We start from the raw sequence: 23,354 nt of genomic DNA, 5'->3' as shown, positions 1-23,354 counted from the left end.
GGGGCCCTACCCGGGCGCGCCCGCCCGGGCCGGGCGCAGCCCGTCGAAGGCGATCCGCAGGACGTCCTCGCGGGCCCCGGCGCGCCCGGCGGCGTAGGACATGCCGGCCAGCAGCGCCATGACCTCGCCCGGCCCGACGTCGGCGCGGACGGCGCCGGCCTCCTGCGCCCGCCCGAGCAGCACCCCGATGGCGGCCCTCAGGTCCGGGCCGGCGCGCCCGGTGGCCTCCCGGGCGTCGACCCCGGCCTCGGCCAGTGCCTCGGTCACGGCCTGCTTGGTCGTTGCCTGCGAGACCACCCGGCCGAAGAAGCCGAAGAACGCCGCGCCCGGGTCGTCCGCGGACCGCAGGTCCCGCGCCTCGGCCGCCAGCCGTTCGAGCAGCGCGACGAGCACGGCCTCCAGCAGCGACTCCTTGGTGGGGAAGTGCCGGAACACCGTGCCGATGCCGACTCCCGCCTTGCGCGCGACCTCCTCGGTGGAGGCGGAGGTTCCCTGGACGGCGAAGACCTCCTCGGCCGAGGCGAGCACCTTGGCGCGGTTGCGGAGGGCGTCGGCGCGCAGCGGCCTGCCGGAGGCGGGTGATGTCATCGCGGCCTTCCGTTGACAATCGGAGTCTTGACTCCGTATTTTCTCATGCGGAGCACGTACTCCGACTCTAGGGGAGATCGCATGTCAGAGTTCGCCAGCCCCCGGGCCGTCTTCCAGCGGCTGATCGACGGGATCACCGCGCTGCGGCCGGAGGGCCTGCCGCAGCTCTACGCGGAGGACGCGGTGGTCGTGCACCCGTTCGCCCACCCGGCCTCGCGCCTGGAGGGCCGCGAGGCGCTGCGCCGGCACTTCGCCCTGCTGGAGACGCTGCCGGTGGAGATGAAGGCGCGCAACGTCGTCGTGCACGAGACCGCCGACCCCGAGCTGATCGTCACCGAGTTCGAGTACGCGGGGCGCAACACCGAGAACGGGCGGGAGTTCGTCGTGCCCAACATCTTCGTCCTGCGGGTGCGCGACGGGCACATCGTGGAGTCCCGCGACTACGCCCACCACCGCGCGTTCGACGAGGCGATGGCGTGACGCCTCCGCCCGCCCGGTCGCCCCGCGAGGTGTTCGCGCTGCTCAGCGAGGGCATCTCGGCCGGCCGCTGGCACGAGCTCGCCGCCCTCTACGCCGAGGACGCGGTCGTCGAGCAGCCCTTCGCCCTCCCGCCCGCGCCGCCGCGGGTGGAGGGCCGCGCGGAGATCGACCGGCACTTCCGCGCCGCCGCGCGCGGGCCCCTGCGGCTGCGCGCCCGCGACGTGGTGGTGCACGAGACCGGCGACCCGGAGGTGATCGTCGCGGAGTTCGGCTACGACGGGCGGGCGGCGCCCTCGGGCCGCGCGTTCCGCGTCGCCAACATCCAGGTGCTGCGGGTGCGCGACGGGCTGATCGCCGAGACCCGCGACTACCACGACCATCCGGGCTTCGCGCGGGCGATGCGGGACGGCTGATCGCGGACGGTCCGGGGCGCCGGGCGCGGGCGGTTGACTGGCCGTCCCGGCCGTTCCTAGGGTGGACGTCGGCATACCGACCGGTTGGTATGCCCCGTTCCGGGTGGCCGCCGCCACCCACGCCCCGCGCGGAGGCCCCGTGAGCACAGCACCGCCCGACGCCGACGAGCTGAGCAGGCGGGTCGGCGAGTTCCTCGCCGGCCACGACCCCGCGGCGACCGCGCCCCGGGAGTTCCTGCGGGCCCGGTTCGACGCCGGGCTCGCCTGGGTGCACTACCCCGAGGGCCTCGGCGGGCTCGGCGCCCCGCGGCACCTGCAGTCCGCCGTCGACCGCCGGTTCGCCGAGGCGGGCGCCCCGGCCAACCACCCCGAGCGCAACGGCATCGGGCTCGGCATGGCGGCCCCGACGATCCTCGCCTTCGGCACCGAGGAGCAGAAGCGCCGCTTCCTGCGCCCGCTGTGGACCGGCGAGGAGCTGTGGTGCCAGCTGTTCAGCGAGCCCGGCGCCGGCTCCGACCTCGCGGCGCTCGCCACCCGCGCCGTCCGCGACGGCGACGCCTGGACGGTCAACGGCCAGAAGGTGTGGACGTCCATGGCGCACGAGGCGCGGTGGGCGATCCTCGTCACCCGCACCGACCCGGACGTCCCCAAGCACCGCGGCATGACCTACTTCGTCTGCGACATGACCGCGCCGGGCGTCGAGGTGCGCCCGCTGCGCCAGATCACCGGCGAGGCCGAGTTCAACGAGGTGTTCCTCACCGACGTGCGGATCCCCGACGAGCACCGTCTCGGCGAGGTCGGGGAGGGCTGGCGGGTCTCCACCACGACGCTGATGAACGAGCGGGTCGCGATCGGCGGCGGCGCCGCGCCGCGCGAGAGCGGCATGATCGGCGTTGTCGCCGCGCTCTGGCGGGACCGCCCCGAGCTGCGCACCCCCGCCCTGCACGACGCCCTGCTGCGCGCGTGGGTGGAGACCGAGGCGGCCCGGCTCACCGGGGCGCGGCTGCGCCAGCAGCTCACCGCGGGGCAGCCCGGCCCCGAGGGCTCCGGCGCCAAGCTCGCGTTCGCCAGGCTCAACCAGGAGGTGTCCGGCCTGGAGCTGGAGCTGCTCGGCGAGGAGGGCCTGCGCTACGACGACTGGACGATGCGGCGCCCCACCGAGGTCGACTTCACCCGCCGCTCGCCCGGCTACCGCTACCTGCGCGCCAAGGGCAACTCCATCGAGGGCGGCACCTCGGAGATCCTGCGCAACATCATCGCCGAGCGCGTCCTCGGCCTGCCCGGCGAGATCCGCGTCGACAAGGACGTGGCGTGGAAGGACCTGCCCCGATGAGCGACCTGCTGTACGGCGAGATCGAGAACGACCTGCGGGCGAGCGTCCGCGAGGTGCTGGGCGACAAGGCGCCCTGGCCCGCCGTCCTCGCCGGCACCGAGAGGGACGAGCCCTACGACGCGTCCCTGTGGCGGGCGGTCGCCGGCGGGCTCGGCTGCGCGGGCCTGCCGGTCCCCGAGGAGCTCGGCGGCGCCGGGGCCACCTGGCGCGAGACCGCCGTCGTGATGGAGGAGCTGGGCCGGTTCACCGCGCCCGTGCCCTTCCTGACCAGCGCCGTGATCGCGACGGCGGCGCTGCTGGCCGCCGGGGAGCGCGAGCTCCTCCCGCGGCTGGCCGCCGGGGAGCGGATCGCGGTCCTGGCGGTGCCGTTCAGCGCCGGACCGGGCGACGTCCCCGCGACGGTCCGCGTCGCGGGCGGCGCGCTGACCGGCGAGGTCACCAGCGTCGCCGACGGCATGGCCGCCGACGTGCTCCTCGTCCCGGCCGCGGACGGGCTGTACGCGGTGGACGCCGCCGACGCCCGCCGCACCGCCGCGACCTCGCTCGACATGACCCGCAGGCTCGCCGACCTCGTCTTCTCCGCCGCCCCGGCCCGGCGCGTCGCCGAGGGGCCCCGCGCGGTGCGGGACGCGCTGCGGACCGGCGCCGCGATGCTGGCGTCCGAGCAGCTCGGGCTCGCCGAGCGCTGCCTCGACGACACCGTCGCCCATGTGAAGACGCGCTACCAGTTCGGCCGTCCGGTCGGCTCCTACCAGGGCCTCAAGCACCGGCTCGCCGACCTGTGGACCTCGATCACCCAGGCCCGCGCCGTCGCCCGCCACGCCGCGTCCTGCGCGGCCGCCGGCGACGAGGACACGGCGATCGCCGTCGCCGTGGCGCAGGCGCACTGCTCGGCGGTCGCGCTGAAGGCCGCGGAGGAGTGCGTGCAGATGCACGGCGGCACCGGCTTCACCTGGGAGCACCCGGCGCACCTCTACCTGAAGCGCGCCAAGGCCGACTCCATCGCCCTCGGCACCCCCGACCGGCACCGGACGGCCCTCGCCTCGCTGGTGGACCTGCCTCCGGCCTGACGGCCCGGCCCGGGGGAGGGCAGTCGTCACCGGCTATCCGGTGATGACCGCCAGGACCCGGGCGCCCTCGGGGAACGCGCCGCGCTCGGCCAGGGCGAGGACGCCGAACATCATCTTCGCCGTGTAGATCCGGTCGAGGACGATCCCGTGCCGGCCGGCGAAGTCGTCGGCGAACGCGTCCAGTTCGGGGGTGGTCTTCGCGTAGCCCCCGAAGTGGAAGCCGTCCTCGACGCTCCAGTCGCCGCGCCGCTCGCCGTAGGTCTCGCGCTGGAGGCGCGCCACCTCACCGGTCAGGAAGCCGCCCTTCAGCACGGAGAACCCGACAGCGCGCTGCCGCGGGGCCAGGCCGGCGGCGAGGCCGGCCAGCGTCCCGCCCGTCCCGCAGGGGCAGCAGACCACGTCGAAGCCCGCGAGCTCCGCGCCCAGCTCGGCGCAGCCCCGGACGGCCGCCGCGTTGCTGCCGCCCTCCGGCAGGAGGTAGAAGCCGCCCCACTGCTCCCGCAACGCCTCGACCACGTCCGGCTCGTGCTTGCGGCGGTAGGTCGCCCGGTCCATGTAGGCGAGCCGCATGCCCATGCGCTCGGCGTGCGCGAGGGCGCCGTTCAGCGGCAGGTGCTCCTCGCCGCGGATCACGCCGATGGTCGCGAACCCGTGGATCCTGCCCGCCGCCGCCACGGCACGGATGTGGTTGGAGTAGGCGCCGCCGAACGTCAGGAGCGTCCCGTGCTCGCGCGCGGGCCCGATGTTGTGCCGGAGCTTGCGCCACTTGTTGCCCGGCAGCTCCGGGTGGATCAGGTCGTCCCGCTTCAGGAACAGCCGGAGCCCCCGGCGCGCCGCCCGCTCGTCCGCCAGCTCCACCACGGGCGAGGCCGCCTCGGGAGAGGGCCTCTCGGGAGAGGGCGTCATGCGGGCGGCAGCCCGAGCCTTCCGCGCAGCGTCCGCTGCACCTCGTCGATTCCCGGCCGCGCGTCGACGGTGACGACGTACTCCTTGCGGCCGAACAGCTCCAGGATCGGGTCGGTCCGCTCGTGGTAGTCGCGCAGCCGCCCCGCGAGCGCCTCCTCCGTGTCGTCCTCGCGGGACATCAGCTCGCCCCCGCACACGTCGCAGCGGCCCTCCTGCGTCGGGCGGTCCGCGATCAGGTTGTAGTCCATCCCGCACCCGTCGCACAGCCGGCGGGCCAGCACCCGCCGGCGGACCTCCTCGTCCGGCAGGTCCAGATGGATCACGCCGTCGATGTCGTAGCTCTCCAGGAAGAACTCCGTCTGCCGCCGGCTGCGCGGGAACCCGTCGATGACGAACCCGTAGTTCCAGTCGTGCTGGGCGAGCCGGTCCCGCACGACGTTCTCCGCGAGATCGTCCCCGACCAGCTCGCCGGACGCCATGATGCGCCGCACCTGCGCCCCGAGCTTGGTGTGGTTCTTGACGTGCCAGCGGAAGATGTCGCCGACGCTGATGTGGACGATGTCCAGATCGCGCGCGAGCAGCCCGGCCTGCGTGCCCTTGCCGCTGCCGACAGCGCCGATGATGACGTACTTGCGCATGGGGAGAGCCTATGCGCGCCGTCCCGGTCAGAGGGGGAGGCGCAGGCGGCGGCCCAGCCTCCGGAAGCGGGAGTCGGGGGCGGTCTCGGGCGACTCGCCCCGCACCGTCAGGTTCTCCAGCAGCGTGTCGAACGCGGGCGGCCGGACGCACACCAGCGTCGCGCGGGCCCTGCGGGCGCAGTGCAGCCGCACCGAGGGCCGCAGCAGCCGCGAGAACGGGCCCCGCTCGCCGCGCCCGACAACCAGGATGTCGTCGTCGCCCGCCAGCCGTACGAGCGTCGCGCCCGGTTCCCCGACGAGCGCCAGCGCCGTCATCTCCACGCCCTCGGGCGGGCCGCCGGACACCTCCGCCAGCAGCCGGGCGATGAGCTCGGCCCCGGAGCCGCGCAGCGCCTCGGTGATGCCGCAGCCGAGCTGGCCCGCCGCCGACACGTGCGGGGGCAGCGGCGCGGCGTGGGCGACCAGCAGCGGCAGCCGGCGCAGCCGGGCCTCGCCGATCGCCCAGGAGAGCGCGCAGCGCGCACCCGCGGAGTCGTCCACCCCCACCACCACGCGGGGCCCGCCGTCCGGTCTCGCGATCACGGTCCCTCCTGTGGCCGCCGGGTGACAGCAGTCTAGACAGAAGGCATACCCGTTCCTACGCGAGAGTTCCAGGTTCCGGGGGCAGAGGTTCGCGGCGAACCCGCGGCGCGGGCGTGGCCGCTGGACCGCCCGGCGCCGCGTTGGGCAGACTTCCGGTATGGCCGCACCGCACGAGCACGACTCCTCCTGCGCCGTCGCGCACGGCGACGTCCAGCCCGAGACGGGGGAGCGGACGCTGGTCGCGGTGTTCGCCGGCCCCGTCGCCGACCACCTGCTGCGCTACGCCGCCGACCTCGGCTACCGCACGTTCCTCGTCGACCCCGACAAGGAACGCGACGGCACGGCCGAGCTGCCGCCCCTGGACGCCGGCGCCGACGTGGTCGTCACCGACCACCACCGGCCCGAGCTCGGGCCGGTCCTGCGCGACGTGCTGACGCAGCCCGTCCGGTGGGTCGGCGTCATGGGCAACCCGCGGCACCCCGCCCCGCACATCCCGGCCCTCACCGAACTCGGCGTCCCCGCGGCCGACATCGCCCGCGTGCACCGCCCGATCGGGCTCAACATCGGCTCCCGGACCCCCGCCGAGATCGCCGTGGCGACCCTGGCCGGCCTGATCGCCGACCGCAACGGCCGCCCCGGCGGCTTCGAGTTCTAGTGCTGGCGGTCGCCTACGACGCCTTCGCCGGACCGCTGGAGATCCGGGAGCTGCCCGACCCGCGGGTGCCGCCCGGCGGCGCGGTGATCCGGGTCGAGGCGACGGGCGTGTGCCGCAGCGACTGGCACGGCTGGCAGGGCCACGACCCCGACATCCGCGCCTTCCCGCACGTCCCCGGCCACGAGCTGGCGGGCACGGTCGAGGAGGTCGGCGCCGGCGTCGCCGGCGTCGCCGGCGTGCGGCCCGGAGACCGCGTGACCGTCCCGTTCGTGTGCGCCTGCGGCCGCTGCCCGTCCTGCCAGGCGGGCGACCAGCAGGTCTGCGAGGCCCAGACCCAGCCCGGTTTCACGCACTGGGGCTCCTTCGCCCACCTCGTGGCGATCGAGGCCGCCGAGGTGAACCTGGTGCGCCTGCCCGACGAGATGGCCTTCACGACCGCGGCCGCGCTCGGCTGCCGGTTCGCCACCGCGTTCCGCGCCGTCCTCGCGCAGGGCCGGGTCCGCGCGGGCGAGTGGGCGGCGGTGCACGGCTGCGGCGGCGTCGGGCTTTCCGCCGTCATGGTCGCCGCGGCGGCCGGCGCGCGGGTCGTGGCGGTCGACGTGTCGCCGCAGGCGCTGGAGCTGGCGCGCCGCTGCGGCGCGTCCGCCGTCGTCGACGCCGCGGCCCACGACGACGTGGCCGGGGCCGTGCGCGAGGCGGCCCGCGGCGGCGCCCACGTCTCGCTGGACGCGCTCGGCAGCCCGGCCACCGCCCGCGCCTCGGTCGAGTCCCTGCGCCGCCGCGGCCGGCACGTCCAGGTCGGGCTGCTGCCGCCCGGCGCGGGCCGCGCCGACCTGCCGATGGACCGGGTGATCGGCTGGGAGCTGGAGATCGTCGGCAGCCACGGGATGGCCGCCCACGCCTACGGCCCGATGATGGAGCTGGTCCGCGCCGGGACGCTGCGTCCCGACCTGCTGGTCGGGCGGGTCCTGGCCCTGGACGACGCGCCGGCCGCCCTCGCCGCGATGTCCGGCGCCGGGATCACGGTGATCGAACCTCAGCGCCGGCGGCCCCCCGGCGACGGCTCCGGTCGCGTCCAGGGGGCGCGGGCGTAGGATCTGAAGTGCCGCCCGTGTTCTGTCGGTGGGCTCGTCTACGGTCGGAGGCGACGGCGCCCGCCGCCCTCGCCGCACCGGCGAGGCCGCCCAGCAGAGGTGACGACCACCATGCCCGACACCATGCCGAACACCATCGAGACAGACCGTGACTTCCAGGCGCTGGCCGACCCGTACCGGCGGGAGCTGCTGGCGCACTGCTACCGGATGCTCGGCTCCATCCACGACGCCGAGGACCTGGTGCAGGAGACCTACCTGCGGGCATGGCGCTCCTACGGCAACTTCGAGGGCCGCTCCTCGCTGCGCACCTGGCTGTACCGCATCGCCACGAACGTGTGCCTGACCGCGATCGACCAGCGCGGCAACCGGCCCATGCCGTCCGGGCTCGGGGCGCCGAGCGAGGAGCCGGAGCGGCCCGTCGTCGCCTCCGACGAGGTGCCGTGGCTGGAGCCCGCCCCCGACGTCGTGCTCGGCGCCGACGCCGCCGACCCGGCGACCATCGTCACCGCGCGCGAGAGCACCCGGCTGGCGTTCGTCGCGGCCCTGCAGCACCTGCCCGCCAAGCAGCGGGTCGTGCTGATCCTGCGGGACGTGCTGAAGTGGCGGGCCGCCGAGGTCGCCGAGCTGCTCGACACCTCCACCGCCGCCGTCAACAGCGCCCTGCAGCGGGCGCGCGCGCAGCTGGAGGAGAACGCCCCCCTGCGCGACGAGCTGGTCGAGCCGACCGACCCCGGCCAGCGCGACCTCCTGGAGCGCTACGCGAAGGCGTTCGAGACCGCTGACATCGCGAGCCTGATCGAGCTGTTCAAGCAGGACGTCGTCTGGGAGATGCCGCCGTTCCCGCAGTGGTTCGTCGGCGCCGACCACGTCGTCCGGCTCATCCTGGCCCAGTGCGGCCCCACTCCCGGCGACATCCGGATGGTCCCGGCCGCCGCGAACGGGCAGCCGGCGTTCGGGCTCTACATGCGCGGCGACGACGGCGTGCACCGCCCCTACCAGATCCAGGTGCTGAGCATCACCGGCGACGGCGTCGCGCACGTCTCGGTGTTCTTCGACACGACCCTCTTCCCGGTGTTCGGGCTGGCCGAAAGCCTCTGATCGGGCTCCCGTTCTTCCGCTGGGCGGAAACAGGCGCGGGGCGCGCGCCGCGCCGGCTGCGAGGGTGGTGGCCGGGCGGGAGCGCCGCGACGGCCTCCCGCCGAGCGGGAATGGGAGGCATATGGACAAGGTCGCGGCCTCGGCGGCGGACGCCGTCGCCGACATCGGCGACGGATCGTCCCTGGCCGTCGGCGGATTCGGGCTCTGCGGGGTGCCGGCCGTCCTCATCGCCGCCCTCCACGGGCGGGGCGCGGGCGGCCTCACGGTCGTGTCGAACAACTGCGGGCTGGACGGCCGGGGCCTCGGGCAGCTGCTCGCGGCGGGCCGCATCGCCCGCGCCATGGGCTCCTACGTCGGCGCGAACAAGGAGTTCGCGCGGCAGTACCTCGCGGGCGAGATCGAGGTCGAGCTGATGCCGCAGGGCACCCTCGCCGAGCGGCTGCGCGCGGGCGGCGCCGGGATCGCGGCGTTCTTCACCCCGGCCGGGGTCGGCACGATGGTCGCCGACGGCGGGCTGCCGTGGCGGTACGCGCCCGACGGCACGGTCGCCGTCGCCTCGCCCGCCAAGGAGGTCCGCGAGTTCGCCGGGCGGGAGTACGTGCTGGAGGAGGGCATCACCACCGACTTCGCGCTCGTCCGCGCGGCGGTCGGCGACCGGCACGGCAACCTGGTCTTCGACAAGGCCGCCCGCAACTTCAACCCGCTCGCGGCGATGGCCGGGCGGGTGACGCTGGCCGAGGTCGAGCGGCTCGTGGAGCCCGGCGAGATCGATCCCGACGCCGTGCACCTGCCGGGCGTGTTCGTCCAGCGCGTGGTGGAGCTGACCCCCGAGCAGGCCGCCGACAAGCCGATCGAGACGCGCACGCTGCGCGGGGGAGGCGGCGCCTGATGCCCTGGTCCCGCGACGAGATCGCCGCCCGCGCCGCCGCCGAGCTGCCCGACGGCGCCTACGTCAACCTCGGCATCGGGCTGCCCACGCTGATCCCCGGGTTCGTCCCGGAGGGCCGCCAGGTGACCCTGCACGCCGAGAACGGCGTCCTCGGCGTCGGCCCGTATCCCGCCGAGGACGAGGTCGACCCGGACCTGATCAACGCGGGCAAGGAGACGGTGACCGTCCTGCCAGGCGCGTCCTGCTTCGACTCCGCCCTCTCGTTCGGCATGATCCGCGGCGGCCACATCGACATCGCCGTGCTCGGCGCGATGCAGGTCTCGGCCCGCGGCGACCTCGCCAACTGGTCGGTGCCCGGCAAGATGATCAAGGGCATGGGCGGGGCGATGGACCTCGTGCACGGCGCCCGCCGGCTGATCGTCGTGATGAGCCACACCACCCGCGACGGCGAACCCAAGATCGTCGAGGAGTGTGCGCTGCCGCTCACCGGCCGGCGCTGCGTCGACCGGATCATCAGCGACCTCGGCGTCGTGGACGTCACCGGCGACGGCCTCGTGCTGGCCGAGACGGCTCCCGGCGTCACCGCCGGCCAGGTCCGGGCGGCGACCGGGGCGCGGCTGGCCCTGCGCGCCCCGGTGGAAGGCGACCAGGAAGGGACGAGGCCATGACCCACCCGCCGTACCTGTACCCGGGCTACCGGAGCACCGTGCTCCGCGCCCCGTCGCAGGACCTGGTCATGCCGAAGCTGGGCCCGGACAGCGTCGAGCTGACCTCCCCGGTCTTCGGGCACCGGGAACTGGGGCGGAGGGACCACGACCTCACCGTCCAGCACGCCGGCGAGCCGCTCGGCGAGCGGATCGTCGTGACCGGCCGCGTGCTCGACGGCGCGGGCCGCCCGGTGCGCGGCGCGCTCGTGGAGGTCTGGCAGGCCAACGCGGCGGGCCGGTACCGCCACCTGGGCGACCTCCACCCGGCGCCGCTCGACCCCAACTTCACCGGCGCGGGGCGCTGCCTGACCGACGGCGACGGCCGCTACCGGTTCGTCACGATCAAGCCGGGCGCCTACCCGTGGGGCAACCACCACAACGCGTGGCGGCCCGCCCACATCCACTTCTCCGTGTTCGGCGCGGCGTTCACCCAGCGGCTCGTCACCCAGATGTACTTCCCGGGCGACCCGCTGTTCGCCCACGACCCGATCTTCCAGTCGATCCCCGACGAGCGGGACCGCGAGAAGCTGGTCTCCCGGTTCGACATGGAGACCACCACGCCGGAGTGGGCGCTCGGCTACCGGTGGGACATCGTCCTCGGCGACACCCCGGCGGAGGCCTGATGAGCACGCCCTCCCCGGCGCGCCCGGGCATGACGCCGTCGCAGACGGTCGGCCCCTTCTTCGGCTACGCGCTGCCGTACGAGGCGGGCCCGGAGGTGGTCCCGCCGTGGCGGCCCGACGCGATCCGGGTGCGCGGGCGCGTTCTGGACGGCGCGGGGCAGCCGGTGCCGGACGCGCTGCTGGAGATCTGGCAGGCCGACGGGAACGGCGAGGTCCCGCGGCGCCCCGGCGGCATCGTGCGCGCCGGGCACGGCTTCTCCGGCTTCGGCCGGTGCGGCACCGACGCCGACGGCGGCTACTGGTTCAGCACCGTCAAGCCCGGCGAGGCCGGCGGGAGCGCGCCCTACATCGCCGTGCTGGTGTTCGCCCGCGGCCTGCTCAAGCCGGTCTTCACGCGGCTCTACTTCCCCGAGGACGCGGCGGCCCACGCGGGCGACCCGCTCCTCGGCGCCGTCCCGCGGGAGCGGCGCGCGACGCTGATCGCCGAACGCGAGGGCGAGCGGGAGTACCGGTTCGACGTCCGCCTGCAGGGAGAAGGGGAGACGGTGTTCCTTGCCTTCTGACGAGCACGGTCCGCCGCCCGGCGGGCGCGGGTCCGCACGGGAGCGCGGCCCGGCGCCGGACGCGGGGCTGCTGTCGCCCGTCCGGGCGGGGACGGAGGCCGAGGCCGCCACCAGCGACCTCGCCTACCTGACCGCCATGCTCGACGCGGAGGCGGCGCTCGCCCGGGCGCAGGCCCGGCTCGGCCTCGTCCCGGCCTCCGCGGCGGAGGCGATCACCGCCGCCGCGGACGCCGGCCGGTTCGACCTGCCCGGCATCGCCCGCCGCGCCCGCGGCTCCGGCAATCCCGTCGTGCCGCTGGTCGCCGATCTGCGCGTGCTCGCGGGCGCCGCGGGCGAGCACGTCCACCGGGGCGCCACGAGCCAGGACATCGCCGACACCGGCGCCATGCTCGTCGCGGCCCGCGCCAGGCGCGTCGTCCTCGCCCACCTCGACCGGGCACTGGACGCGCTGGCCGGGCTCGCGGCGCGGTACCGCGACACCCCGATGCCGGCCCGGACGCTCGGCCGGCAGGCCCTGCCGACGACGTTCGGCGCCAAGGCCGCGGGCTGGCTCATGGGCTGCCTGGAGGCGCGGGAGGGCCTCGCCGCCGTGCCGCTGCCCGCCCAGCTCGGCGGCCCCGCCGGGACCCTGGACGCCTTCGGCGACCGGGCCTTCGACCTCGTCGCGGCCTACGCGGAGGAGACCGGGCTGGCGCGCCCCGTCCTGCCCTGGCACACCCGCCGCGCGCCGGTCGCCGGCCTCGCGGCGGCGCTGGCGGTCGCCGCGGGCGCCCTCGGCAAGGTCGCCACCGATGTGTGGCTGCTGGCGCAGAGCGAGGTCGGCGAGGTCGCGGAGGCCGGGGGCGCGGGCCGGGGCGGCTCGTCGTCGATGCCGCACAAGCGCAACCCGGCGCTGTCCGCGCTGGTCCGCTCCGCCGCCCTCCAGGTCCCGGCGCAGGTCCAGGTGATCCTCGCCGCGCAGGCCGCGCCGCACGAGCGGCCGGCGGGGGAGTGGCACGCCGAGTGGCAGCCGCTGCGCGAGTGCCTGCGGCTGACCGGCGGCGCCGCCGAGACGGCCGCCGAGCTGCTGGACGGCCTGGAGGTGTCCCCCGAGCTGATGCGCGCCGACCTCGACGACCTCCTGGACGTCCTCGGCGACGACCCGGGCACCGGCGCCGCCGCCGCCCTCGTCGGCCGGGCCCTCGACGCCTACCGCAGGAGCCGGACGTGACCGCCGCGCCGCGGCACCGCCTGGACGGGCCGGACGGCGCGCCCGTCGTCGTGCTCGGACCGTCCCTCGGCACCTCCATGGACCTGTGGCTTCCGCAGCTGCCCGCGCTGACGCGCGCCTGGCGCGTGCTGCGCTACGACCTGCCCGGCCACGGCGGCGCGCCCTCGCCGGACGGCCCGTTCACCGTCGACGACCTCGCCGACGGGATCGCCGCCCTGCTGGACGTCCTCGGCGTCGACCGGGCCGCCTACGCAGGGGTGTCGCTCGGAGGCGCGGTCGGGACGGCCCTCGCCCTGCGCGCACCGGAGCGCGTCGCCAGCTTGATCTTGTGCTGCACGTCCCCGCGCTTCGGCGACCCGGGGCCCTGGCGCGAACGCGCCGAGCTCGTCCGCCGCGAGGGGGTCGGCCCGGTCGCGGACGGCGCGGCGGCACGCTGGTTCACGCCGTCCTTCACCGGCGCGGACCCCTACGTGGAGATGCTCCGGTCGACCGACCCCGAGGGCTACGCGGGCTGCTGCGACGCGCTGGCCTCGTTCGACGCGACGGCGCGCCTGGCCGGGATCCGCGCGCCGGCCCTGGTGGTCGCCGGGGCGCGGGACGTCCCGACCCCGCCGCGCGGCCACGCCGACCGGCTCGCCGCCGGGATCCCGGACGCCCGCCTGGCGGTGGTCGAGGGCGCCGGGCACCTGGCGAACGCCGAACGCCCGGCCGAGGTCACCGGGGCGATCACCGCGCACCTGGACCGCACATGGAAGGGACGCCGCCGATGAGCGAGCGCATGTCCGACGGGGAACGGCGCGCGCGGGGCATGGCGACGCGGCGCGAGGTGCTCGGCGACGCGCACGTCGACCGCGCCGAGGCCCGCAAGGACGGCTTCACCGCCGACTTCCAGGACCTGATCACCCGCTACGCGTGGGGCGAGGTCTGGAGCCGGCCGGGCCTGGACCGCAGGACCCGCAGCTGCATCACGCTGGCCGCCATGGTCGCGGGCGGCCATCTGGACGAGCTCGCCATGCACGTGCGCGCGGCGCTCCGCAACGGGCTGACCCCCGACGAGATCGGGGAGGTGCTCCTGCAGACGGCGATCTATTGTGGGGTGCCCGCCGCGAACTCGGCGTTCGCCGTCGCCCAGCGGGTACTCACCGAACAGGAGTGACGGGCGCGGGCCCGGGCGGAGGAGCCACGTGGGAGGGCACACCGGGAGAGGGGACCCCGCGGAAGGGGGCGGGGCGGAGCGCGCCCGGCCGGTCAGCGTGACGGGCAAGGTCATGGCCATCCTGAACGCCTTCGCGCAGGGCGGCGTCCGCCTCAACCTGAGCGAGATCTGCCGCCGCGCCGGGCTGCCGCTGGCGACCGGCCACCGGCTCGTCGGGGAGCTCGTCGGCGGCGGGTTCCTGGAGCGGGTGCCGGACGGCACGTACCGCATCGGCACCCGGCTGTGGCGCATCGGGAGCCAGGCCCCGGCGGTCACCGGGCTGCGGGAGCTCGCCCTCCCGCACATGGAGGACCTCTACGAGGCCACCCACGACAACGTCCAGCTCGGCGTGCTCCGCGACGACCGGGTGCTGATCGTGGAGCGGCTGCGCGGGACGCGGTCGGTGCCGGTCGTGACCCAGGTCGGCGCGACGCTGCCGCTGCACACCACCGGCGTCGGGAAGGTGCTGCTGGCCTTCGCGCCGCCGCGGGTGCGGGAGGCGGTCCTGGCCGGCGAGCTGCCCCGGCACGCGGCGCGCACCATCACCGACCCCGGCGAGCTGCGGCGCTGCGTCGAGCAGGTCCGCCGCTCCGGCTACGCGGTGACCCGCGACGAGATGACGCTCGGCGCGGCGTCCGTCGGCGCCCCCGTGCGCGACGGTGCGGGCGACGTGGTCGCGGCGCTGTCGCTGGTGTCGGGCACCCGCGCCGCCGACCTGCGGCGGCTGCTCCCGCCGCTGACGACGGCGGTGCGCGCCCTGTCCCGGGACGTGGCGGCGCACTGGCGCGGCGGTCCCGGCCTGTTTTCCGCTGAGCGGAACACCGGGGCCTGAACCTGCGGGGACGCGCGCGACCATCGGCGGGCGGACACGGCACGAGGAGGATCGATGCGGACCCAGGTCGCGATCATCGGCGGCGGGCCGGCGGGCCTGCTGCTGTCGCATCTGCTCCATCTCCAGGGGATCGACTCGGTGGTCCTGGAGAGCCGCGACCGCGCCTACGTGGAGCACCGGCAGCGGGCGGGGATGCTGGAGCAGGGCACCACCGACGTCCTGCGCGAGAGCGGCGCGGGCGAGCGGCTGGACCGGGAGGGCCTGGTCCACCACGGGCTGGAGCTGCGGTTCGGCGGCGCCGGGCACCGGGTCCCGCTGACCGGCCTCACCGGGCGGACGGTGACCGTCTACGCCCAGACCGAGATCGTCAAGGACCTCGTCGCCCGGCGGCTGGCCGACGGCGGCGACGTGCGGTTCGAGGCGGAGGCCGTCGCCCTGGACGCCTCCGCGCCGAGCGTGACCTTCCGCGAGGGCGGCCGGACCCGCACCCTGGACTGCGACTACGTCGCCGGCTGCGATGGGTTCCACGGCGTCGCCCGCGCGGCGGTGCCGGGTCTGCGGACGTTCGAGCGCGAGTACCCGTTCGCGTGGCTCGGGATCCTCGCCGACGTCCCGCCCTCCACCGACGAGCTGATCTACGCCCACCACGAGCGCGGGTTCGCGCTGCACAGCCTGCGGTCCCCGCGGGTCAGCCGCCTCTACCTCCAGGTGCGGCCGGACGAGGACATCGCCGCGTGGCCCGACGCCCGGATCTGGGACGAGCTGGCGGCGCGGTTCGCGACCGACGACGGCTGGGAGCTGCGCGAGGGCCCGGTCACGGACAGGTCGATCACGCCGATGCGCAGCTTCGTGGCCGAGCCGCTGCGGCACGACCGGCTCTTCCTCGCCGGGGACGCGGGGCACATCGTCCCCCCGACCGGGGCGAAGGGGCTCAACCTCGCGGTGTCCGACGTGACCGTCCTGGCGCGGGCGTTCGCCGAGCGTTACGCCTCGGGATCGCGCACGCTGCTGGACGGCTACTCCGACGCGTCCCTGCGGCGGGTGTGGCGGGCGGAGCACTTCTCGTACTGGATGACCGCGCTGCTGCACACCGATCCGGCCGCGACCGGCTTCGAGCGCCGGCTCCAGCGCTCCCATCTGGACTACGTGGCCTCTTCGGAGGCGGCCCAGACCTCCCTGGCCGAGAACTACACCGGCCTCCCCCTCGCCTAGCCGCGGCTGGCTCGCGGCGGTGAGACGCACGTCACCGAATCTGGCAGCCCCTGAAATTTTGCCACATAGGCAAGTTCGGTCTACGGTGAGTCCTGTGGCGGCGCCGCGCCCCCGGCCCGGCGGCCGCCGGCGCGTGCCGTGCCCCACGCGGACGCAGAAGGTGAAAGGCTTCGGCATCTGCTCGACGTCGCCGCCCGGCCCGGTCCGGCGGCGGCCGCGAGCCCGCCCCCGCCCGGCCCTGACCGGAGCAGAACACGATGCGAAGGACAGCGCAGTGAGCCTCCTCGACCAGCCGCCCCGCCAGGCCGGCGCGTTATCACGACTGCGCAGGCCGGGACGGGCCGGCGCGGCCGCGGGACGCCCCGGCGGCCGGCCGCGGCCCGTCCGCGAGCTCCTGCTGATCATCGTGCTGTTCGCCGCCTACAAGCTCGGGCGGCTGCTGGCGGACGGGCGGGTGAGCGAGGCGTTCGACAACGCCCACCGCGTCCTGCGCCTGGAGGGCGTCCTCGGCCTGCCGGACGAGGCGGGCGTCCAGCACGGCCTGCTGCACAGCCAGTTCCTCGTGCACGCGGCCAACTCCTACTACGCCTACGTGCACTTCCCTGCGGCCGTGCTGTTCCTGCTCTGGATCTACCTGCGGCGGCCCGTCCACTACCGGTGGGTGCGCCGGGTGCTCGTGGCGCTCACCGCGGCGGCGCTCGTCCTGCACCTGCTCGTGCCGCTGGCGCCCCCGCGCATGCTGCCCGCGACGGGGCTCGTCGACACCGCCGCCCGGTACGGGCCCTCGGTGTACGGGGCGCCGCAGACCGACACGATCGCCAACCAGTACGCGGCCATGCCCTCCCTGCACATCGGGTGGGCGGCCGTCATCGCGCTCGGGCTCGTCGTCACGTCCCGGACGCGGTGGCGGTGGATGTGGCTCCTGCACCCGATCGCGACGGTCGCGGTCGTGGTCGGCACCGCCAACCACTACTGGCTGGACGGGATCGTCGTGCTGGCGCTGCTGACGGTCACCGTCCTGCTGCTGCGCCCGCCGCCCGCGGACGAGCCCGCCGGCTAGCTGTACTGCCCACGGAGGTTGTGAACGCGGGGACACAGCCGGATGATCTTGGAATGAGGGAGGGCCTCCGGGTTCGGTGTGGATTGCGACATCTGCACCGGCACCGCAGGAGGCCCTCATGCCCCACCGTAACGCCCCGCTGACCGAGACCGGACGCCTGCGCCTGGCCCGCTGCGTTGTCGATGACGGGTGGCCGCTGCGGCGGGCGGCCGAACGGTTCCAGGCCTCGCCCACCACCGCCGGCCGGTGGGCGGCCCGGTACCGGCAGTTGGGCGAGGCCGGGATGGCCGACCGCTCCAGCCGTCCGCATCACAGTCCGCGCCGCACCCCCACCCGCCTTGAGCGACGCATCATCAAGGTGCGGGTGCTGCGCCGGTGGGGACCGGCCCGCATCGGCTACCTGCTGGGCGTCCATCCCTCCACGGTGCACCGCGTGCTGACCCGCTACCGCCTGGCCCGCCTGCGGGACCTGGACCGAGCGACCGGCCGCGCCGTCCGCCGCACCGTCCGCCGCTACGAGCACGCCGCGCCCGGCGACCTGGTCCACGTCGACATCAAGAAACTCGGCAACATCCCCGACGGCGGCGGCCACCGCATCCACGGCCGCGCCACCGGCACCCGCAACAGCTCCGCGCACCGCGACCCGGCCCGCCCCCACACCACCAGCAGGCACCCCAACCTGGGCTACGGCTACCTGCACAACGCCGTCGACGACCACTCCCGCCTGGCCTACACCGAAATCCTCCCCGACGAGACCAAGCACTCAGCGGCGGCGTTCTGGCAGCGGGCGCAGGCGTTCTTCAGCACCGCCGGGATCACCGTGGCCCGCGTGCTGACCGACATCGGCGCCTGCTACCGCTCACACCTGTGGCGCGACACCTTCACCGGAGCCGGCATCACCCACAAGCGCACCCGCCCCTACCGGCCCCAGACCAATGGCAAGGTCGAACGCTACAAGTGCGCCACGAGGCGCATGGTCGTATCCCTGGATCATCCGGGAGGAACTCGAAGGGAGGTTCCTGGGTCTGATGGCTTACCCAGCGCCGAAAGGCTTATGGGGACAAGAGCATGCCAGGAAACCAGAGACCGGGCTCAGCGTCAGGGACGGTGCTCTGGGGGACCCGTGTGACATGGCGAAAGCTGGATTGCCTGAATCCCAGTATCCAGAAGATGGAAGTTCACATCCACCGGAAAGGCGACTGAAACCGGTGCCGGCCCTGCGACGTGGGTTGAAGAACGAATTCGCAACCTTCGGGGCCAGGAGCGACGCCCAGTGAGGGTGTTGAAGGAGACGAACGGGACGCCTAAATCACGCTGATACGTACGACCGTGACGAACGTGGGATCGCCTACCGGGCGCGAGCCCCAGGGCGACGGAGGCCTCGTAGTAGTCGCCGGAGTCACGACCGGCCAAGGAGGACGGGAAAGCCGTCCGCAGGGCGAAGGGGGCCAGGTGATCGGGACACCGAGAGTCGGGAGGTATGCGTAATGCAGAGCGCCGAAACGGTGCTGGGTGTCCTGCGTGAGCGCGGCAGGCGCGGCCTGCCGCTGGAAGAGCTGTATCGGCAGATGTTCAACCCGCAGTTGTATCTGTTGGCCTACGGCCGCATCTACGCCAACAAGGGCGCGATGACGCCGGGGGTCACGCGGGAGACCGCGGACGGCATGTCGACGAAGAGGATCGACCGGATCGTCACCGCGATGCGCCACGAGCGCTACCGGTTCCGGCCGGTCCGGCGGACGCACATCCCGAAGAGGAACGGAAAGACGCGCCCGTTGGGCATGCCGACCTGGTCGGACAAGCTCGTCGGCGAGGTGGTCCGCCTCCTGCTGGAGGCCTACTACGAGCCGACGTTCTCCGACCGGTCCCACGGGTTCCGGCCCGGCCGAGGCTGCCACACCGCACTGCGCGAGGTGGCCAACACCTGGACCGGAACCACATGGTTCGTCGAGGGGGACATCTCCGACTGCTTCGGATCGCTCGATCATCAGGTGATGGTCGGGATCCTGGCCGAGAAGATCCACGACAACCGGTTCCTGCGGCTGCTGCGCAACATGCTGACAGCCGGGTATCTGGAGGACTGGACCTGGAACGCAACGCTCAGCGGAGTCCCGCAGGGCGGCATCGCGTCCCCGATCCTGTCGAACATCTACCTGCACAAGTTGGACGTCTTCATCGAGAAGACTCTGATCCCCGAGTTCACTCTGGGAAAGCTCCGGGCACGCAACCCGGAGTACCGGGCAGTGGAGGGAGCGATCGTCAGAGCCCGCCGCAAAGGCGACCGCACACAAGTGCGGGACCTCTATCGGCGGCTCCACAGCCTCCCCAGCCAGGACTCCCGTGATCCCGGCTACCGGAGACTGAGGTACTGCCGATACGCCGACGACACCCTGCTCGGGTTCGCCGGGCCCAAGGCCGAAGCCGAACAGATCAAGCAGCGTCTGACGGAGTTCCTGCGTGACGACCTCAAGCTGGAGCTCTCGCCAGACAAGACACTGATCACCCATGCCCGCACCCAGCGGGCCAGGTTCCTCGGCTATGAGATCGCCGTCGCGAGCAGCGCGACCAGGACACGAAGACCGTCCAAGAGCGACGGGCGCAACCGCCGGTCGCTCAACGGGACGGTCGTCCTGCACGTTCCCGCTTCGGTGGTCAAGGCCAAGTCCGCCCCGTACTTGTCACGCGGAAAACCCGCGTGCCGGAATCCGATGGTCAACGAGAGCGACTACAACATCGTCGCCAGATTCGGGGCCGAGTACCGGGGCATCGTCCAGTACTACCTGCTCGCCAGTGACGTCTTCCGACTGCACCGGCTGCGTTGGGTCATGGAGACCTCCATGCTCCACACCCTGGCCAGGAAGCACCGCTCGACGGTGACGAAGACCGCTGCCCGTCACAAGGCGAAGGTCGAGACACCGCACGGGCTGCGCACGCGGTTCGAGGCCAAGGTCGAGCGCGAGGGCAGGAAACCGCTGGTCGCCTGGTTCGGCGGCATCCCCCTGAAGCGGCAGAAGAACGCGGTCCTCACCGACCGCCAGCACACCGGCCCCGTCTATCCCAACCGGCAGCTGGTCACCCGGCTGCTGAAAGGGCGATGCGAGCTCTGCGAGCGAACGGACGATATCCAAGTGCACCACGTCCGCCAACTCGCCGACCTCGGAAGGGCCGGACAGCCGCAGCCCGCCTGGGCCACGGCCATGGCCAAGATCCGCAGGAAGGCCCTCGTGGTCTGCGGGAACTGCCACGACCTTATCCACGGGCACTCTGCAACACCGCTCACGCAGTAGATCGCTGGAGAGCCGGGTACTCGGAAACGGGTCCGCCCGGTTCGGAGGGAGGCCGAACGGAAAAGGACCAGCCCTACGGGCTGGCACCTCGCCGTTCGGCCGACCCTACCCGCACCCTGACCGACGAATGGGCCTACAACCAGCCCTACACCAGCGAAGCCGAACGCCGCCGAGCACTCCCGCAATGGCTCCACACCTACAATCACCACCGCGGCCACACCGCACTCGACGGCCACCCACCCGCCAGCCGCGTCCCCAACCTCACGGGACAGAACAGCTAGCCGGCGGGCTCCGCCCCCAGCGTCTCCAGCAGCTCGGTGACCGGCTGCAGCTTCTCGTACAGCAGCAGGACGGGCTCGCCCGGCTCCGCCATGTCCAGCGCCGAGGCCAGCGCGCCCTTCAGGTCGCCGGCCGGGTGGTGGCGCACGTCCGGGCGGACCTCCCGCAGCCCCTGGACGATCAGCCGGGTCATCTCGCCCGAGCGGCGCCCGCGCAGGTCCTCGTCCTCGTAGACGACGACGCGGCCGAACGAGCCCGCCAGCGCCCGGGCGGTCTCGCCCACCAGCTCGTCGGAGCGGTCGCCCGGCAGCGTCACCGCCGCGACCCCGGCGCCGCCCCAGCGCCCCTCGACGAACGCCCCCATCGCCCCGACCGCCGCCGGGTTGTGCGCGTAGTCGACCAGCACGGGGTTGGCGCCCACCTGGTAGACGCAGCCGCGGCCGGGGTTGCGCGTGTGCGGGTCGAACGAGCGCAGCGCCCGCGCCACCACCTCCACCGGCACGCCGAGGGCGCGGGCGGCGGCCGCCGCGGCGAGCGCGTTGGCGAGCACGTGGCGGGCGTGCCCGCCGAACGAGCCCGCCACCTGCGCGGCGGGAAGGATCGGGGTCCGGCGGTCGCCGCGCGCCTCGGTCAGCCACCCTTCCCTGACGCTGTAGGCGACGCCGCCGCGGCGCAGGTGGCCGGCGAGGACGGGGGCGGCGGGGGTCAGGGCGAAGTAGCGGACCACCGGGTCGCGCTCGCGGACCCCCGGCCGCCCGGCCAGGCCCGCCGACGCCTCGTCCTCGGCGTTGAGGACCACGTGGCCGCCGTGCCGGATCTCCTCGGCGACCAGCGACTTGATGTCGACCAGGTCGTCCACGGACTCGGTGTCGTCGACGCCGAGATGGTCGCGGGTGATGTTGGTGACGACCGCGACGTCGGCGCGGTCGTAGCCGAGGCCGCGCCGCACGATCCCGCCCCGCGCGGTCTCCAGCACGGCCGCCTCCACCGACCGGTCGCCGAGCACCATCTCCGCCGAGCGCGGCCCGGACGCGTCGGACCGGTGCACCAGGCGCCCGCCGACGTACACGCCCTCGGTGCTGGTCATGCCGGTCAGGCGGCCGTCCAGCTCCAGCATGTGCGCGATCATCCGGACGGTCGTGGTCTTGCCGTTGGTGCCGGTGACCGACACGACCGGCACCCGCGACGGCGTCCCCTCCGGGTACATCAGGCCGATGATGTCGCCGGCGACGTCGCGCCCCGCCCCCTGGTGCGGCGCCAGGTGCATCCGCAGGCCCGGCGCGGCGTTGACCTCCAGGATCCCGGCGGCGCCGCGCTCGGCGGGCGGCGGGGCGGCGGCGTCGGGCAGCCGCAGGTCGATGCCGCACACGTCCATGCCGACGGCCGCGGCGGCCCGCACGCACATCGCGGCGACCTCCGGGTGGACGTCGGCGGTCACGTCCCGGCTGGTGCCGCCGGTGGACAGGTTGGCGTTGCGGCGCAGCCACACCCGCTCCCCGTCGGCGGGCACCGACCGCGGGCCGTGCCCCTGCCGCTCCAGCAGCGCCATCTCGGTGGGACCGAGGACGAGCCTGGTCAGCGGCCGGTCGTGGCCCTCGCCGCGGGCCGGGTCGGCGTTGACCCGGTCCACCAGCGCCGCGACCTGGGCCGTCCCGTCGCCGGTCACGCACGCGGCGGTCAGCTCGGCCGCCGCCGCGACCCGGCCGCCGACCACCAGCACCCGGTAGTCCCTGCCCGGGATGTAGCTCTCGACGAGGGCCTCGCCGCCGTCCCCGGCGGCCGACGCGAACGCGGCCACCACCTCCGGCGGCGTGGTCAGCTCGATGTGCACGCCCTCGCCCTGGTGCCCCGACAGCGGCTTGACGACCACCGGGCCGCCGACGGCGCGCAGCGCCTCCAGCGCCTCGCCCGGGGACGCCGCGACCCGGCCCTCCGGCACGGGCAGGCCGGCGTCGGCGAGCAGGCGGTGCGCGAGCCGCTTGTCGCCCGCGACCTCCATCCCGATCGCCGAGGTGGCGTCGGTCATCGCCGCCCAGACCGTCCGGCGGTACCGCCCTGACCCCAGGCGCAGCAGGTTGAGGCCGCCGACCCGGCGCACCGGCACGCCCCGTTCGCGCGCCGCCCGCGCCAGTGCCGCCGTGCTCACCCCGAGCCGCTCCTCCTCGTGGACGGCCGCGACGCGGGCCAGGTCGGCGGAGGTGTCCGGGACGAGCCCGGCGAGCGCCCCGTTCACGATCCGCACCGCCAGGGTGATCAGCCGCTCCACCACCGGGCTCGCGGACGGCTCGTCGGGCGGGCACTCCAGGATCACGTCGTACTCGGAGGGCCCGCCCGCGCGCACGGTGCGGCCGAAGAACACCTCGCGGCCGATCAGTCCGGACAGCTCCAGCGTGACGTGCTCGGTGACGTGGCCGAAGTAGGTGCCGCGCGCCATCGCCTCCAGCAGCCCGCCCGGACGGCCCGCCGAGCAGTGGTGGTCGGCCAGTCCGGGCAGGGCGTCGACGAGCCGCTCGGCGAAGCCGGGGTGGTCGGTGGTCTCGTGGCCGGTCAGGCCCTGCAGGTCCAGCCGCGCGATCGCGACCGGCCGGGGCAGGTAGACGTTCGGGCCGCCGAGGCGGCGCACATGATCGAGTCGCACCG

23 protein-coding genes and 2 pseudogenes are annotated in these 23,354 nt (G+C 74.6%); 20 read left to right on the top strand and 5 right to left on the bottom strand.

The window, feature by feature from the left end:
• Nucleotides 1–6: 6 nt before the first annotated feature.
• Entirely contained in the window at nucleotides 7–588 is a 582-nt protein-coding gene (locus ACQEU6_RS09370; RefSeq protein ID WP_499330668.1) for a TetR/AcrR family transcriptional regulator, read from the bottom strand.
• A gap of 81 nt (nucleotides 589–669) precedes the next feature.
• Here ACQEU6_RS09370 and ACQEU6_RS09365 point away from each other — a divergent pair, with 81 nt between their 5' ends.
• From ACQEU6_RS09365 to ACQEU6_RS09350, 4 genes are all read left to right on the top strand, one after another.
• The gene (locus ACQEU6_RS09365; RefSeq protein ID WP_499330667.1) at nucleotides 670–1,068 is read left to right on the top strand and encodes a nuclear transport factor 2 family protein; all 399 of its coding nucleotides are present in this window, start codon (nucleotides 670–672) and stop codon (nucleotides 1,066–1,068) included.
• Nucleotides 1,065–1,481 (top strand): nuclear transport factor 2 family protein, encoded by a 417-nt coding sequence (locus ACQEU6_RS09360; protein WP_499330665.1) that lies wholly within the window; start codon nucleotides 1,065–1,067, stop codon nucleotides 1,479–1,481. Before ACQEU6_RS09365 ends, ACQEU6_RS09360 begins: the two co-directional genes overlap by 4 nt.
• A gap of 139 nt (nucleotides 1,482–1,620) precedes the next feature.
• The gene (locus tag ACQEU6_RS09355) at nucleotides 1,621–2,814 is read left to right on the top strand and encodes an acyl-CoA dehydrogenase family protein (RefSeq protein ID WP_499330664.1); all 1,194 of its coding nucleotides are present in this window, start codon (nucleotides 1,621–1,623) and stop codon (nucleotides 2,812–2,814) included.
• The gene (locus tag ACQEU6_RS09350; protein WP_499330662.1) at nucleotides 2,811–3,884 is read left to right on the top strand and encodes an acyl-CoA dehydrogenase family protein; all 1,074 of its coding nucleotides are present in this window, start codon (nucleotides 2,811–2,813) and stop codon (nucleotides 3,882–3,884) included. Before ACQEU6_RS09355 ends, ACQEU6_RS09350 begins: the two co-directional genes overlap by 4 nt.
• Before the next feature lie 33 nt (nucleotides 3,885–3,917).
• Here the strand turns inward: ACQEU6_RS09350 and ACQEU6_RS09345 are convergent, their stop codons facing one another.
• From ACQEU6_RS09345 to ACQEU6_RS09335, 3 genes are read right to left on the bottom strand one after another with little or no spacing between them, the layout of a single operon-like run.
• Entirely contained in the window at nucleotides 3,918–4,745 is an 828-nt protein-coding gene (locus ACQEU6_RS09345) for a 1-aminocyclopropane-1-carboxylate deaminase/D-cysteine desulfhydrase (protein WP_499330660.1), read from the bottom strand.
• A 41-nt stretch (nucleotides 4,746–4,786) separates the two neighbouring features.
• Nucleotides 4,787–5,428, bottom strand: a complete 642-nt coding sequence (locus ACQEU6_RS09340) for an adenylate kinase family protein (RefSeq protein ID WP_499330658.1) — start codon at nucleotides 5,426–5,428, stop codon at nucleotides 4,787–4,789.
• Nucleotides 5,429–5,455: 27 nt separating this feature from the next.
• On the bottom strand, nucleotides 5,456–6,010 hold the full coding sequence (locus tag ACQEU6_RS09335) for a universal stress protein (protein ID WP_499330656.1): 555 nt from the start codon (nucleotides 6,008–6,010) through the stop codon (nucleotides 5,456–5,458).
• A 157-nt stretch (nucleotides 6,011–6,167) separates the two neighbouring features.
• Here ACQEU6_RS09335 and ACQEU6_RS09330 point away from each other — a divergent pair, with 157 nt between their 5' ends.
• The 16 genes and pseudogenes from ACQEU6_RS09330 to ACQEU6_RS09255 all read left to right on the top strand — a co-directional run.
• Nucleotides 6,168–6,665, top strand: a complete 498-nt coding sequence (locus ACQEU6_RS09330) for an XdhC family protein (protein ID WP_499330654.1) — start codon at nucleotides 6,168–6,170, stop codon at nucleotides 6,663–6,665.
• Nucleotides 6,665–7,759 (top strand): zinc-binding dehydrogenase, encoded by a 1,095-nt coding sequence (locus ACQEU6_RS09325; protein ID WP_499330653.1) that lies wholly within the window; start codon nucleotides 6,665–6,667, stop codon nucleotides 7,757–7,759. The genes ACQEU6_RS09330 and ACQEU6_RS09325 overlap by 1 nt, the downstream gene beginning before the upstream one ends.
• A gap of 111 nt (nucleotides 7,760–7,870) precedes the next feature.
• The gene (locus ACQEU6_RS09320) at nucleotides 7,871–8,857 is read left to right on the top strand and encodes a sigma-70 family RNA polymerase sigma factor (protein WP_499330651.1); all 987 of its coding nucleotides are present in this window, start codon (nucleotides 7,871–7,873) and stop codon (nucleotides 8,855–8,857) included.
• Between the two features lie 121 nt (nucleotides 8,858–8,978).
• Entirely contained in the window at nucleotides 8,979–9,746 is a 768-nt protein-coding gene (locus tag ACQEU6_RS09315; RefSeq protein ID WP_499330649.1) for a CoA transferase subunit A, read from the top strand.
• Nucleotides 9,746–10,414, top strand: coding sequence for a CoA transferase subunit B (locus ACQEU6_RS09310; RefSeq protein ID WP_499330648.1), 669 nt, complete (start codon nucleotides 9,746–9,748; stop codon nucleotides 10,412–10,414). The genes ACQEU6_RS09315 and ACQEU6_RS09310 overlap by 1 nt, the downstream gene beginning before the upstream one ends.
• Nucleotides 10,411–11,076: a protocatechuate 3,4-dioxygenase subunit beta gene (gene pcaH, locus ACQEU6_RS09305; protein WP_499330645.1), complete on the top strand. Its 666-nt coding sequence runs from the start codon at nucleotides 10,411–10,413 to the stop codon at nucleotides 11,074–11,076. Before ACQEU6_RS09310 ends, pcaH begins: the two co-directional genes overlap by 4 nt.
• The gene (gene pcaG / locus ACQEU6_RS09300) at nucleotides 11,076–11,639 is read left to right on the top strand and encodes a protocatechuate 3,4-dioxygenase subunit alpha (RefSeq protein ID WP_499330642.1); all 564 of its coding nucleotides are present in this window, start codon (nucleotides 11,076–11,078) and stop codon (nucleotides 11,637–11,639) included. The genes pcaH and pcaG overlap by 1 nt, the downstream gene beginning before the upstream one ends.
• Nucleotides 11,629–12,849 (top strand): 3-carboxy-cis,cis-muconate cycloisomerase, encoded by a 1,221-nt coding sequence (gene pcaB, locus ACQEU6_RS09295; RefSeq protein ID WP_499330640.1) that lies wholly within the window; start codon nucleotides 11,629–11,631, stop codon nucleotides 12,847–12,849. The genes pcaG and pcaB overlap by 11 nt, the downstream gene beginning before the upstream one ends.
• Entirely contained in the window at nucleotides 12,846–13,619 is a 774-nt protein-coding gene (gene pcaD, locus ACQEU6_RS09290; RefSeq protein ID WP_499330638.1) for a 3-oxoadipate enol-lactonase, read from the top strand. Before pcaB ends, pcaD begins: the two co-directional genes overlap by 4 nt.
• Nucleotides 13,616–14,005 carry a 4-carboxymuconolactone decarboxylase gene (gene pcaC, locus ACQEU6_RS09285; protein WP_499330637.1) on the top strand — a complete coding sequence of 130 codons (390 nt, stop codon included), beginning with the start codon at nucleotides 13,616–13,618 and terminating at the stop codon, nucleotides 14,003–14,005. The genes pcaD and pcaC overlap by 4 nt, the downstream gene beginning before the upstream one ends.
• A gap of 28 nt (nucleotides 14,006–14,033) precedes the next feature.
• Nucleotides 14,034–14,876: an IclR family transcriptional regulator gene (locus ACQEU6_RS09280; protein ID WP_499330636.1), complete on the top strand. Its 843-nt coding sequence runs from the start codon at nucleotides 14,034–14,036 to the stop codon at nucleotides 14,874–14,876.
• A 54-nt stretch (nucleotides 14,877–14,930) separates the two neighbouring features.
• Entirely contained in the window at nucleotides 14,931–16,088 is a 1,158-nt protein-coding gene (locus tag ACQEU6_RS09275; protein WP_499330633.1) for a 4-hydroxybenzoate 3-monooxygenase, read from the top strand.
• A gap of 274 nt (nucleotides 16,089–16,362) precedes the next feature.
• Nucleotides 16,363–17,148 carry a phosphatase PAP2 family protein gene (locus ACQEU6_RS09270; RefSeq protein WP_499330632.1) on the top strand — a complete coding sequence of 262 codons (786 nt, stop codon included), beginning with the start codon at nucleotides 16,363–16,365 and terminating at the stop codon, nucleotides 17,146–17,148.
• Between the two features lie 118 nt (nucleotides 17,149–17,266).
• Nucleotides 17,267–18,187: pseudogene (locus tag ACQEU6_RS09265) on the top strand (IS481 family transposase); the annotation flags it as partial.
• Nucleotides 18,188–18,635: 448 nt separating this feature from the next.
• Nucleotides 18,636–20,435, top strand: coding sequence for a reverse transcriptase/maturase family protein (locus ACQEU6_RS09260; RefSeq protein ID WP_499330630.1), 1,800 nt, complete (start codon nucleotides 18,636–18,638; stop codon nucleotides 20,433–20,435).
• Nucleotides 20,436–20,545: 110 nt separating this feature from the next.
• Nucleotides 20,546–20,716: pseudogene (locus ACQEU6_RS09255) on the top strand (integrase core domain-containing protein); the annotation flags it as partial.
• Here ACQEU6_RS09255 and cphA read toward each other — a convergent pair.
• Entirely contained in the window at nucleotides 20,713–23,352 is a 2,640-nt protein-coding gene (cphA, locus tag ACQEU6_RS09250) for a cyanophycin synthetase (RefSeq protein WP_499330628.1), read from the bottom strand. The pseudogene ACQEU6_RS09255 and the gene cphA overlap by 4 nt on opposite strands.
• Nucleotides 23,353–23,354 lie beyond the last annotated feature (2 nt).

Source organism: Spirillospora sp. CA-108201, assembly GCF_050936235.1.
In the GTDB taxonomy this organism is placed as follows: Bacteria; Actinomycetota; Actinomycetes; order Streptosporangiales; family Streptosporangiaceae; genus Spirillospora.
Note: the sequence above shows the minus strand (reverse complement) of the source record. Positions and strands in the feature narration are given on the sequence as shown.